Source organism: Gilliamella sp. wkB112 (genome assembly GCF_001690685.1).
GTDB lineage: Bacteria > Pseudomonadota > Gammaproteobacteria > Enterobacterales > Orbaceae > Gilliamella > Gilliamella apicola_J.
On record NZ_LZGL01000017.1, the window covers coordinates 194640 to 207926 of the forward strand.

A 13287-nucleotide genomic window follows, 5' to 3' on the forward strand; every position below is an offset into this window, starting at 1 on the left:
CTGAAACATTTTTACAACATTACAATTAATCAATTTAATTTAGGATGTTGATCAACTAATTGTTGTCGTTGTTCTTGTAATGTTTCGATTTGTTGTTCAATATCTTCAACTTTTTGCTCTATTGAATCAAAATGTTCAGATAAAATTTCTTTAGCCTCTGAGCGGTCCGCTGCCGCTGGTGTTGCGCCACGTAATGGTTTATTAGCGGTTTCTTTCATTTTTAAACCGGTTATTAATCCAACTAAAGCGACTATCATTAGGTAATAGGCTGGCATATATAAATTGTTACTTGCCTCAACCAACCAAGCAGCAACAGTTGGGGTTGCCCCTGCTATTAATACCGATACATTAAATGCAATTGCTAGGGCGCTATAACGGATACTAACCGGAAAGATAGCTGGCAAAATTGATGCCATCACCCCGGTAAAACAGTTAAGTAACACCGCTAGAATGAGTAACCCTAAAAAGATAAATACAATTATATCACTATTTATCATTACAAATGCCGGATAAGCCAGAATCAATAAACCAATACTACCACCGATAATAAACGGTTTGCGGCCGATTTTATCACTGATTAATCCTATCATTGGTTGTACAAATAACATGCCAATCATGATAGCGATAATAATTAATACTCCATGATCAGGATTATAATTTAAATTATGCGATAAATAACTCGGCATGTAAGTGAGCAACATATAATAAGTAACATTAGTAACAATGACTAAGCCAACACACACAAAAAAGCTATGCCAGTATTTAGTAATAATCTGTTTTAAAGTGGTTTTTGGTGAATTACCATTTTGTTCATGCGCATTTTTATCTTTTAAGTCATTTTGTTGTTGAAAAGCTGGAGTTTCCTCTAATGCGTGGCGTAAATACAAACCAATTAATCCTAATGGCAAAGCGAAAAAGAAAGGAATACGCCAGCCCCAAGCATGAAAAGCATCTTCCCCAAGCAAACTTGATAATAGTACCACTAAACCAGCGCCAATTAAAAATCCAGCGATAGAGCCGAAATCCAACCAACTGCCCATAAAGCCACGTTTACGGTCGGGCGAATATTCAGCTACAAAGATTGCCGCACCAGAATATTCACCACCAATAGAAAAACCTTGAGCTAATTTAGCAAGCAATAATAGAATCGGTGCGGCAATGCCAATGGTGGCATATGATGGAATTAGGCCAATACAGAAAGTACTTAACGACATAATGATAATAGTAATTGAAAGTACTTTTTGGCGACCAAATTTATCCCCTAAAATACCGAAAACTACACCACCTAAAGGACGGAATAAAAACGGCACCGAAAATGTTGCTAGAGCTGCTACCATCTGCACACTAGGTGACGCCCCTGAAAAAAATACCTGTCCTAAAATATAAGCTAGAAAACCATATACCCCAAAATCAAACCATTCCATGGCATTACCCAATGCAGCAGCGGTTATCGCTTTTTTCAATTTGCTGTCATCAATTATTGTAATATCATTAATATTTAATGGCTTAATTCTGGTCTTGGTTGTTTTTCTCATAATATACCACCTAATTTCCTATAAACACGAAAACACAATAATACAACACCATGTTTTTATTGATTTATTTTTACTTCTTATAGATAAAAACTATTCTTCAACAAGCACATAAAAATGCTACTTAGTTAAGTAACAGTGGAGCAAAATCAGGTAAAGATAAAAATTTGAGGACTAAAACGTAAAGACTGATATATTGACGTTAACTGTTAAACTAGTTACGACAAAAACTACTATTAAAAATTCGGTCGGAATTCTAGCAAAATAAGTCTGCATTGTAAAATATAACAAAATAGTTAACCCAAACTAATTTAGTTTATGTTTAGATCATCGATGGTTAAATGTTAACAATTTTATTAAGTTATTCATTGATTATAACTTAACCTAGAATCCTTATTTATTATCCATTAGAATAGCTAAACTAAAACTGATGAGGTAAATCCTATGCGTTGGAGAGACCAGAGAGAAAGTGATAACATTGAAGATCGCCGTTTCCAATCAGGCAGTGAATTAGGCCCCCGAATCCCCTTAAGTGGCAAAGGCAGAATTGTTTTATTTATTGTAGTATTAGTCGCAGGTTATTATGGCGTTGATTTAACGGGCTTAATCGATGCTAATTCAATCGATACAGATAGAAGTATCCAACAAGCTACTACTAAAGATGATTCAGATGCGGTCAAATTTACCTCGGTGATCCTTGCTAGCACTGAGGATTATTGGAACCAAGAATTTCAACGTTTAGGCAAACAATATGTTGCTCCTAAATTAGTGTTATATACAGGATCGACAACGACATCATGTGGTACCGGGCAAGCCTATATGGGTCCGTTTTATTGCAATGTTGATAAAACTGTCTATCTTGATCTGGCATTTTATCAGGAAATGAAGCAACAACTTGGTGGCGGGGGTGATTTTGCTCAAGGTTATGTTATCGCCCACGAGGTTGGTCATCATGTTCAAAACCTGTTAGGTACTTTCACTAAAGTCGAACAATTAAAACACAATCAATCTGATCTAACCAATAATCAACTGTCAGTTAAACTAGAATTACAGGCCGATTGTTATGCGGGAATGTGGGGTAATGCCATGCAAAAACAAAATATTCTTGAAGTCGGCGATATAGAGCAAGCATTAAATACTGCTGAGGCAATTGGTGATGATCGCTTACAACGCCAAAGTAACGGCTATGTTATTCCTGACAGTTTTACCCATGGTACATCTAAACAACGTTATACTTGGTTTAAACGTGGATTTGATAGTGGCAATATTAATCAATGTAATACTTTTACCGAATAAGGAATTTATATGTCTAAAAAATTAGTAAATCGCATATTGTTAGTCAATGACGATGGTATTGATGCTCCAGGTATCATTATATTAAAAAATATTGCCGAAAGACTTGCCAATGAAGTGTGGATTGTTGCCCCAGCTCTAGATCAAAGTGGGGTTTCTTGTGCAGTTAGTCTAAAAGCACCCTTTCGGGTGGCTAAACGTTCGCCTACAGAATATGCGGTGTATGGTACACCAGCTGATTGTTCTTTATTTGCTTTAAAATATTTAATGAAGGATTGCTTGCCTGATTTAGTTCTTTCTGGGATTAATAATGGATCTAATGTCGGTTTTGAAACTATTTTATCCGGGACTGTGGGTGCCGCGATGATGGCAATGACCCTTGGTATACCGGCAATGGCATTAAGCCAACTTTCCTCTGAAGACAATAAACCAACAGAATGGGACTCCAGCATTCAACATGCCGAAACTATCATTCGACAGTTATTGGCATTAACAACGCCCAAAAATATAATTTTCAATATTAACTTCCCTGCTTGTAGTGCTAAACAAGTAAAAGGTACCAAAATAACCAAACAAGGAGCGGCTGACGTAAGTAATTTTATTGTTGCCGCTACCAAAGATCCGGAAGGCGATGATTATTTTTGGTTCAGAGCTAAACGTAATCAACAAGTATTTGATGAAGAAAAAGAACTGGATGCAGCTAATAGTGGTTATATAGCTATCACACCAATTAGCTACGAAAGAACAGATTATTGTTTCTACCAACAATTACAACAACAGTTTGAACATAACTAATGATTGTTTCGTCTTCCTAATACAGGAAGACGAAATACAATATTCAACCAACTAATTCTTGCCTTCTTTCACTAACGCGCAAAATAGCAAGGAGATGGTTACCATCACTAAGGCAATCCAATAAATAATTTCATGTCCAAAGTTTTCAGAAAGAACACCTTGCAACATTCCGGCTAAAATAATGCTACAAATTATGCCATTATTGAACAGTGTTGAAGCCACACCCATTCTGGTAGGTAATAAGTCTTGAAAATAAATAATACCAATATTGGCTACAATACCAATAAATAGTGCATTAAAGATCTGTATTACAAATAATGCCAATTCATCAGTAAATATAATCATACCTATATAAAATAGTATTCCACAAACCACTGCAATAAAAAATAGATTACGTTTACCCAAATAAGGTACTAAATAACCGGCAATTAACATGGCTGGTATTTCGATCCCTGCTGCTAAACCCATTAATTCACCCGGTAATGAACTGGAAAGGTGCAATACTGAATAAACATAAAGCGGCATATCAATTAAGTACATCATGTTGGCAGTCCACATAAAAATAGTAGCCAGTAAAAGGCAAACAACATTTTTATTTTTAAAAATTGGCTGATTAATAACTGCTGTATCAGCAGAATTATTTAATGCTTTAGTAGGGTTCTTTTCCACTGAAGGTAAAAATATAGCTACACTTAGCATCGCTACTATAAACATGGTCATAGCAGTAAGATACATCGTGGTGAAACCATAATTTATCGCTAAGGCAAAAGATAAAGGAGGTCCAATAACCCAAGCCAGAGACATTTGTGCACGGATTAAAGAATTAAATGTTACTACATTACGGCCAGTTTTAACCGCATATTCTCGGGCAAGAGCAAACATTTGGGGCATAGCTGCCGAAGAAAGTGCAGCAAAAAAAACACCAAAAGTAATTAACACAAAATATTGGCGTGAAAATGCGAATACAATACTATTGGCTATACCCATTAAACAACAAAGTATAACAATCTTTCTGCGATCACCTTTTTTGTCGGAATATTTGGCTAATAAATAACTACCAATAATACATGCAGCAGCATTTACTGAATAAAAAATACCTACGAAAGTTGCTTCAGCATGGACTTCAAAAGACAAAAACTGACTTAATGTTGGTGATTGTAATGCGCCAGTAATGCCAATAATAAAAGTAGTAAAAAGAAAAGCGGTAAAAATTACTCCTCTTCCTCTACGAATGAATGAAATAGTTGACATATAAAATCTCAATTAGCTAAGTATTGGTAATTATATACTTAAAATCAAAATAGAAGTATGGTGCTGACAAAATAGGATTTAACAATATGTGTTATCTTTAGATTATTTTTGATAAGCACTAATAGAAATTTTTATAATACAAATAATTCAAAATTTATCTGAATTGATAAAAAATGATTTCATTTTGGCTATTATGGAGTACAATCAAAATCATCAACAAAACGAGGTAACGTTATGTTATATAATAACAAATCCATGCAACATAAGCATGACCATCACGACCATTGCCACAGTAATTGTCAAAATATTGCCCACAATCATGAACATTCACCCCATGAAACCTGTTGTGCTCAAGTAACCACAACTAATTGTGGCAGTGATACACATACTACAACCCAAACCAACGAATTTGACGACCCACCTGATGACCCTGACCGGAGCACGGAAAATCAAAAATTAACTTGGAAAATTCAGGGTATGGACTGTGCACATTGTGCTCAGAAAATCGAAAACGCACTTAAAACTTTACCTAATGTAAACCAAATAAAAATCACTTTTGCTACCGAAAAACTAATTGTATTTGTTCCTCATAAAGATCAAGAAACTATTAAATTAATTGAAGATAAAGTAACTGAGCTCGGTTACAAACCAATCTTAGAATTGTCATCCCAACATAGTCATCAACATGAACATTCTCATGGCTTTGATAAAAAGGCCCTAATACCAATTACAGTATTGGGGGGACTAATTGTTATTAGTTATATAATTTTATTAATTAACCAAAATATTGGTGAATATGCATTCATTATTACCGCTATTATAGGATTAGTACCAATTGTTAAAGAAGCCATTATGCTAACACGCAGTGGCACGCCATTCGCTATTGAAACTTTAATGAGTATTTCAGCAATTGGCGCCTTATTTATTGGCGCGGCAGAAGAAGCAACCATGGTAATATTCCTGTTTATGATTGGTGAAATGTTAGAAGGCATTGCCACCAGTAAAGCTAAAACAGGTATATCATCACTGGTTGAATTAATGCCTGATGAAACCGTGATAATTATCGATGGCAAAAGACATACTGTTGCTAGTCATACTTTAAAAGCTGGTGATATTATTGAAATTTCATCTGGTGGCAGATTGCCTGCCGATGTTATTTTAATTAGCGAACAAGCTAGTATTGATGAAAGCGCACTTACCGGTGAATCAATTCCGGTCAATTATATTTGTGGTGATAAGATCCTAGCCGGTTCACTAGTTGTTGATACCACAATTCAATTTAAGGCCATCTCAGAAGCTGGTCAAAATGCTGTTGATCGGATTTTACAGCTGATCGAAGATGCTGAAGAACGTAAAGCGCCAATCGAAAGATTTATTGATAAATTTAGTCGTTATTATACACCATCCATTGCAATATTTGCTTTATTTGTCATTGTTATCCCGCCGTTATTAATGCATGCAGATTGGTACACTTGGTTTTATCGTGGCTTAACATTATTATTAATTGGTTGTCCTTGTGCGTTAGTTATTTCTACCCCTGCAGTTGTTACTTCGGCACTATCGAGCGCAGCCAAACAAGGAGTCTTAATCAAAGGTGGAGCAGCTTTAGAACGTATAGGTGCGATCAAAATGATCGCCTTCGATAAAACTGGGACTCTAACTGCGGGTAAACCCCAAGTCACTGACATTATCCAACATGAAATAACCAAAGAACAATTATTAGCAATTGTCGCTGCGATTGAAAGTGGTTCACATCATCCACTAGCTAAAGCAATAATTGATTACGCCCAGCAAAACCAGATTGATTTTGTTGAGGCTAATAATCGTAAGGCGATCGCTGGCGTCGGTATTCAAGGTGATATTGAACAACAAACGTTTTATATTGTATCACCCAATAAAGTTACTAATGTTTCCTCACCAATTGCAGATAATGACTTACAAAGTATTCATGAACTTGAAAGCGCAGGAAAAACTGTAGTAGTTGTGGTAACCGAACAACAATTACTTGGTATTATTGCATTACAAGATGTGTTGCGCAGTGACGCTATTCCAGCAATTAAAGATCTGCATCACCTTGGGTTACAAACTGTCATGTTAACCGGTGACAATCAGCGTGCAGCTGAAGCTATAGCCAACACATTAGACATTGATTATCGTGCCGAATTATTACCTGCCGATAAATTGTTGGAAATCGAAAAAATTAACGCGGTAACACCTATTGCTATGGTGGGTGATGGTATTAATGACTCACCGGCATTAAAAGCCGCGACTGTCGGTATCGCTATGGGGAGCGGTAGCGATGTGGCACTTGAAACTGCCGATGCGGCATTGACAAAAAACAGCTTATTGAGCTTGCCTAAATTGATTCGTTTAACCCGTTTTGCTAATCGCAATATTAAGCAAAATATAACTATTGCCTTAGGCATCAAACTGATTTTTCTAGTAACCAGTTTACTAGGCATTACTGGGCTTTGGTTAGCTGTTTTAGCGGATTCAGGTACTACTGCAATCGTAACGGCAAATGCCTTACGGGTGTTGAGATTTAGAAAATAGTTTAGCTAAATACCAACCCTCTCAATCTTAAGAGGGTTGGTTCTAATCGAGATTACTCATCACTTCTTAACGATATTTCGCCACCAATATAGGCATTAATTTCGCCTTCTTGTTCTAACAATAATGCACCTTGTTGATTAATACCTTTGGCAATACCGCGAATAATTTTGTCACCTATCAATAATTTGACCGGACGATTAACAAAATTATCTAATCGTTGCCAATCATTAATAAACGCAGCTAAACCTTGTTGTTCAAATTCGGCTAATTTTGCGGTTAAAGTTTGTGCAACGCTAGCCACTAACAAATTACGATCAACTGCACCTAAATTAGCCCATTTTTGATTAACAATATTAGTATCTGGGTGAGTCATCATTAAATTAACACCTATACCAATAACTACATGCGCACAATCCCCAGTTTTACCAGCTATTTCGACCAAAATCCCAGCTAACTTCTGATCATGCAAATACAGATCATTGGGCCATTTTACTTTAATATCTTGGCCAGATAATTGACGTAGCACATCGGCAATAACAATACCTACCACCAAACTAAGTCCCATCGCGGCAGCAATGCCATGTTCTAATCGCCAATACATTGAAAAGTAAAGATTACTACCAAATGGTGAAAACCATTGTCGACCTCGCCTACCTCGAGCTTTAGACTGAAATTCGGCAACACAGCAGTCACCAGATTGGAGTGAATCAATTTTATCTAGCAAATACTGATTAGTTGAATCAATAACTGGTAATATTTCGAGTCGATTTTTAGAATGGTAATGTTGCTCAATTTTAGTTTTGTTAAGTAGATCTAATTTAGATGCTAAACAATAACCTTTGCCTTGTACTGAAGATAATACTAGCCCCCATTCACGCAGTATTTTAATATATTTGTTAATACCGGCACGAGTGATACCAAATAATGCAGCCAATTCTTCTCCGGAATGGAATTGACCATCGGCTAAGATCTCAATTAATTTGAGTGGATTTTGCTTATTGCGCATCAGGTTCTCGCTTTTTGATTAATAAAATAACAAAATAAAATGAGATTATAGCAAAACTTACAAATAAATAAGCATTATTCAATTTATCCATTACCAAAGCAATAATTGCCGGGGCGATTAAACTACCTAAAGTATTTGTAAGTAACATGGCTTGATTCATAGCAACTATATCTTGTTTCCTAACGCTGGAGCAGGCCCAAGCCATAGAAATTGGATAAATAGTATATATGGTTGAGCCTAACAAAATAATTGCCAACACTTCAAACCAACTGCATACTAACATGACACAGGCAACCACCACTAATAACGATTCAATTAATAAAACAATACGCCTACCGTATTTATCTGCACACCAACTGGCGGGAATCTGCACAATTACGCCAGATAAAATCAATAAAATCATCCAGTTGGCCACTTGACTGTCATTATACCCCAAATGCGAATAATACGCTGGCATTAACGAATAGAGTGAACCAATCAACATTCCGGCAATAACACAACCAATTAAACCCAATCGGGAAGGTTTATATAAGATCATTGGTATAATATTGAAACTACTTTGCTTTCTTTTAGGTAATTTATAATGAGTCAGTAAAATAAATAAAATTGCCAGTCCCATTAATACTAAAACCACTAAGCCAAAATAAAGTACATCTTGTGGGAAATATTGTAAAAGTGCTTGCCCAAAAACAGTGCCTAAATAGTAAGTGGTCATATAAACGGCTAACATTTTACCTCGAGTCCTTACTGTTCCAGTGACTAAAATACAACTTTCAATGACCACCCATGTCACCGCACAAGCAATTCCAATAAAAAATCGCCAAATCGCCCAACTATAAAAGTCCATGGAAAAACTTAATCCAATAGTGGCAATAGCAAAAATAATGCAGCTGCAGCTATAGGTATGCCGGGCATTAAATTTGTTGATAAACCAATTAGCCACAATGGTACCAACCAAATTACCAACAAAATAACTGGAACCGATTAAACCAATTTGCCACACGGGAAACTGACTATGAACCAGCCACAGCGGCACTTGCGTATTCAATGCTGATAGCGAGATAGTTACAAATAACAAACTCGCTAATAAAATAGGAAATGAATAAGAGTGTTTCATCGTTGAATTATAAATAATCGCTCACATTGATTTCACCAGTGCTACCAATAAAACGGATTTCTGGTGACAAATTAACTGAAAATTTTTGCAATACTGTATTGCGAATATAACGCGCTAAAGCCACCACATCTTGGGCTGTTGCATTATGTTTATTGACTAACACTAAGGCTTGCTGTTGATGTACTGCTGCGCCACCAATTTGGTAGCCTTTTAAACCACATTGATCAATTAACCAACCAGCAGCTAACTTAACTTGATTATTCGCCTGAGGGTATATAGGCATAGTTGGATATTTTTCAAGTAATTGATCAGCAATTTTTTTATCTACTACCGGATTTTTGAAAAAGCTACCACCATTGCCTAATACTTTAGGATCGGGCAATTTGCTACGTCGAATTTCACACACCTTATCGAAAATCATTTTGGCAGTTACCGTTTCTGGTTCAAAGTTTCTTAATTCACCGTAAGTTAATACTGGTTGCCAATGTTTAGGAAGTTTAATACCGACATAAATGACTGCATATCCTTGAGCATAGCTTTGTTTAAATATACTTTCACGGTAACCATAATGCCCATCAGTGACAGTAATAATTTTACCAGTTGCCAGTTCTAACAATTCCACATAGTCAGCCACTTTTTGGAATTCAACTCCATACGCACCAATATTTTGAATCGGTGCTGAACCAGCACAACCCGGTATTAAAGCTAAATTTTCCAAGCCGGGAATATTTTGGCTTATTGTTTGCGCAACGAGTTCATGCCAAATTTCACCTGCGCCTACTTGCAGACACCATTGGTCATCGGTTTCTGTAATTGCTACCCCTTTGATTCGATTAACAATAATCGTTCCAGCAAAATCACAAGTAAATAATGTATTACTACCTTCACCGATAATCATGACTGGTTGATTTGGGGATAAATTTTTCCATACTTCTTTCAGCTGCTCAACGCTAGTAACTGTAATCACCTGCTCTGCAAAAACATTAAGCCCAAAAGTATTAGGAATTTTTGATTTCATTAATAACGACCTTTCGTTGTATAGCCAAAAATATATTTAAATTTCATTAAGAAATAACTTAACCGACATGTTCTTTAAATAGTTTAATTAATAAAAACAATAACTCGACAAACTTTAAATATATATTACATTTTATGGGGTATTTTATCATAATGATGAATAATATTTTACCAATTAGTCAAAAGTTGCCATTCAGTAACTACATTGTTTGCAGACCAAGATAGTTGAATTATTACTTTCAGTTAGAATGGGTATCTGTTCCTTAGCAATTTAGTAATTTTTTAGTTATTAGTGACAATATTTATAATCTAGTTATTTTAGATTTTAAGTTGAGAATTATTGGCAATACCAAAGCAAATTTTTTATATCAATCTTTAGTAAAATTGACACAACCATAATTGTTAAAACATTTATATTAAGCAATTACTAAGCTAAAGCACATGTAAATCTTTTTTGTTTTTATTTATGATGTATTATAAATCACTAGTAATTTACTAGTTATTAAAAGTTCTATCCTAATAAATCTAAAGCAAGCAATGGTAAAATTACTTATAATACCTGTTAAAATAAAAAATTGACAAATACGTGTTAGTTCACATTATTAGAAGGATTTTATTCCTGATAATTGTTTAGCATTAATTTATTTAAAATAAAGAGAAAGTTATGAAAAGAGTTTTTATTATGATCCTCGATTCCTTTGGAATTGGTGGAGCAGAAGATGCCCAAAAATTTGGTGATGAAGGTTCTAACACATTAGGTCATATTGCAGAAGCTTGTGCGTTAGGTAATGCTGATAACGGACGCAAAGGGCCATTAAAGTTACCTAATTTAGCTAGATTAGGCCTACTTGAAGCGGCCTATGAATCCACTGGTCACTATCCACAAGGTATGATAACCGAAGGCAAAATCGTTGGTGCCTATGGCTATGCAAGCGAAATATCGTCAGGAAAAGATACTCCATCAGGTCATTGGGAAATTGCTGGTGTACCAGTATTATTTGACTGGGGTTATTTTACTAACATAACTAATAGCTTTCCTCAAGAACTGTTAGACAAGATTGTGGCGCGCGCAAAACTACCTGGTTACCTTGGAAATTGCCATTCATCAGGAACTGTTATTCTTGACGAATTAGGTGAACAACATATGGCAACAGGTAAACCTATTTTCTATACCTCTGCTGACTCGGTGTTTCAAATAGCTTGCCATGAAGAAACCTTTGGTTTAGATAGACTTTATGAGGTTTGTGAAATTGCGCGTGATGAACTAAACAAAGGTAATTACAACATAGGGCGAGTGATCGCTAGACCCTTTATAGGTAATAAACCAGGGGAATTTGTGCGTACTGGTAATCGTCATGACCTAGCTGTAGAACCTCCCGCGCCAACAATGATGAAGAAATTAGTTGACGAAAAACAAGGTAATGTAGTTTCTATCGGCAAAATAGCCGATATTTATGCCCAAGTTGGTATTACCAAAAAAGTTAAAGCTACAGGCATTGAAGCCCTTTTCAATGCTTCACTACAAGAAATTAAACAAGCTAAAGATAACACTATTGTATTTACTAATTTTGTTGATTTTGATTCCTCATATGGTCACCGACGTGACGTAGCAGGATATGCAGCAGCTTTAGAATATTTTGATAGCAGGCTCCCTGAAATGCTAGAGTTAATTGAACCTGGTGACTTGCTAATAATTAGTGCAGATCATGGTTGCGATCCAACTTGGTCCGGAACTGATCATACCCGTGAACATATTCCAGTTTTAGTTTATGGTGATAGTATGCCTGTAGGATCTTTCGGTCACAGGAAAACATTTGCCGATATTGGACAAAGTGTTGCCGATTATTTTGATTTGTCCCCAATGGATTATGGCCTCTCTTTTATCCAAAAATCGATAAAATAATCATGTTAAGCAATAAATTATCAGGAGATTTTGATGCCAACCCCACATATTAACGCTATTGAAAATGCCTTTGCCGAGACTGTGCTAATGCCAGGCGATCCTTTACGTGCAAAATTTATTGCCGAAACTTTTTTAGAAAAAGCGCAAGAAGTCACCAATGTAAGAGCGATGTTAGGTTTTACCGGTTACTACAAAGGACAAAAGGTTTCTGTCATGGGGCATGGGATGGGAATCCCATCCTGTTCTATTTATACCACCGAACTAATCAAATTTTATAATGTAAAAAATATTATTCGCATTGGTTCTTGCGGAGCAATTAGTCCAGATGTCAACTTAGGTGACATAGTTATTGGCATGGGCGCTTGCACCGATTCTAAAGTTAATCGAATTCGTTTTAAAGATAACGATTTTGCTGCAATTGCTGATTTTAATTTAACCCGAAATGTGGTTGATACAGCTAATAGATTAGCAATCCCTGTTAAAATTGGTAATTTATTTTCAGCCGATCTTTTTTATACTGTTGATCCAACTATTCTTGATGTAATGGAAAAATACAATATATTAGGTGTCGAAATGGAAGCTGCCGGTATTTATGGTGTTGCTGCTGAATATGGTGCTAAAGCATTAGCAATTTGTACCGTTTCAGATCATATTCGTAAAGGTGAAGCAATGACAGCGGAACAACGTCAACTTGGTTTTAAACAAATGATTACTGTTGCATTAGAATCTGTTTTATTAGATCAAGACTAAAATAAATGGTTTATAGCTATATTTAAATTAGTTAACAAGATTTAGTACAAAATATTATGCACATTGGCGT

At 35.7% G+C, this 13287-nt stretch carries 10 protein-coding genes; 5 read left to right on the forward strand and 5 right to left on the reverse strand.

Translation table 11 applies throughout. The features are described 5' to 3' along the window. Nucleotides 1-29 precede the first annotated feature (29 nt). Complete coding sequence (proP, locus tag A9G12_RS07625) at nucleotides 30-1535, reverse strand: glycine betaine/L-proline transporter ProP (RefSeq protein ID WP_065565252.1); 1506 nt, start codon at nucleotides 1533-1535, stop codon at nucleotides 30-32. Nucleotides 1536-1976: 441 nt separating this feature from the next. Between proP and ypfJ the strand changes: the two genes are divergently transcribed. Then, the gene (ypfJ, locus tag A9G12_RS07630; RefSeq protein ID WP_065565253.1) at nucleotides 1977-2828 is read left to right on the forward strand and encodes a KPN_02809 family neutral zinc metallopeptidase; all 852 of its coding nucleotides are present in this window, start codon (nucleotides 1977-1979) and stop codon (nucleotides 2826-2828) included. A 9-nt stretch (nucleotides 2829-2837) separates the two neighbouring features. After that, entirely contained in the window at nucleotides 2838-3620 is a 783-nt protein-coding gene (surE, locus tag A9G12_RS07635; protein ID WP_065565254.1) for a 5'/3'-nucleotidase SurE, read from the forward strand. A gap of 51 nt (nucleotides 3621-3671) precedes the next feature. On the opposite strand, the gene A9G12_RS07640 is transcribed toward surE, so the two are convergent. Then, a complete protein-coding gene (locus A9G12_RS07640) occupies nucleotides 3672-4871 on the reverse strand; it encodes a sugar efflux transporter (RefSeq protein WP_065565255.1) in 1200 nt (399 codons plus the stop codon). Between the two features lie 234 nt (nucleotides 4872-5105). Between A9G12_RS07640 and A9G12_RS07645 the strand changes: the two genes are divergently transcribed. Further along, nucleotides 5106-7424, forward strand: a complete 2319-nt coding sequence (locus A9G12_RS07645; RefSeq protein WP_065565256.1) for a zinc/cadmium/mercury/lead-transporting ATPase — start codon at nucleotides 5106-5108, stop codon at nucleotides 7422-7424. 52 nt (nucleotides 7425-7476) lie between these two features. Here A9G12_RS07645 and birA read toward each other — a convergent pair whose 3' ends face one another. Genes birA through murB form a run of 3 tightly spaced genes read right to left on the reverse strand, consistent with a single transcriptional unit; the run spans nucleotide 7477 to nucleotide 10565 of the window. Further along, nucleotides 7477-8430, reverse strand: coding sequence for a bifunctional biotin--[acetyl-CoA-carboxylase] ligase/biotin operon repressor BirA (birA, locus tag A9G12_RS07650; protein ID WP_065565257.1), 954 nt, complete (start codon nucleotides 8428-8430; stop codon nucleotides 7477-7479). After that, nucleotides 8420-9547, reverse strand: coding sequence for an MFS transporter (locus A9G12_RS07655; RefSeq protein WP_065565258.1), 1128 nt, complete (start codon nucleotides 9545-9547; stop codon nucleotides 8420-8422). Before A9G12_RS07655 ends, birA begins: the two co-directional genes overlap by 11 nt. A 7-nt stretch (nucleotides 9548-9554) precedes the next feature. Continuing rightward, nucleotides 9555-10565, reverse strand: coding sequence for a UDP-N-acetylmuramate dehydrogenase (gene murB, locus A9G12_RS07660; RefSeq protein WP_065565259.1), 1011 nt, complete (start codon nucleotides 10563-10565; stop codon nucleotides 9555-9557). Nucleotides 10566-11228: 663 nt separating this feature from the next. Between murB and A9G12_RS07665 the strand changes: the two genes are divergently transcribed. Next, on the forward strand, nucleotides 11229-12467 hold the full coding sequence (locus A9G12_RS07665) for a phosphopentomutase (protein WP_065565260.1): 1239 nt from the start codon (nucleotides 11229-11231) through the stop codon (nucleotides 12465-12467). A 33-nt stretch (nucleotides 12468-12500) separates the two neighbouring features. Then, complete coding sequence (deoD, locus tag A9G12_RS07670; protein ID WP_065565261.1) at nucleotides 12501-13217, forward strand: purine-nucleoside phosphorylase; 717 nt, start codon at nucleotides 12501-12503, stop codon at nucleotides 13215-13217. Nucleotides 13218-13287: the final 70 nt, after the last annotated feature.

Excerpts from the sequence above, each read along its gene's own strand:
- ypfJ (WP_065565253.1), top strand. The coding sequence starts at position 1,977 with ATGCGTTGGAGAGACCAGAGAGAAAGTGATAACATTGAAGATCGCCGT.
- A9G12_RS07645 (WP_065565256.1), top strand. The coding sequence starts at position 5,106 with ATGTTATATAATAACAAATCCATGCAACATAAGCATGACCATCACGAC.
- A9G12_RS07665 (WP_065565260.1), top strand. The coding sequence starts at position 11,229 with ATGAAAAGAGTTTTTATTATGATCCTCGATTCCTTTGGAATTGGTGGA.
- birA (WP_065565257.1), bottom strand. The coding sequence starts at position 8,430 with ATGCGCAATAAGCAAAATCCACTCAAATTAATTGAGATCTTAGCCGAT.
- surE (WP_065565254.1), top strand. The coding sequence starts at position 2,838 with ATGTCTAAAAAATTAGTAAATCGCATATTGTTAGTCAATGACGATGGT.
- A9G12_RS07655 (WP_065565258.1), bottom strand. The coding sequence starts at position 9,547 with ATGAAACACTCTTATTCATTTCCTATTTTATTAGCGAGTTTGTTATTT.
- A9G12_RS07640 (WP_065565255.1), bottom strand. The coding sequence starts at position 4,871 with ATGTCAACTATTTCATTCATTCGTAGAGGAAGAGGAGTAATTTTTACC.
- murB (WP_065565259.1), bottom strand. The coding sequence starts at position 10,565 with ATGAAATCAAAAATTCCTAATACTTTTGGGCTTAATGTTTTTGCAGAG.
- proP (WP_065565252.1), bottom strand. The coding sequence starts at position 1,535 with ATGAGAAAAACAACCAAGACCAGAATTAAGCCATTAAATATTAATGAT.
- deoD (WP_065565261.1), top strand. The coding sequence starts at position 12,501 with ATGCCAACCCCACATATTAACGCTATTGAAAATGCCTTTGCCGAGACT.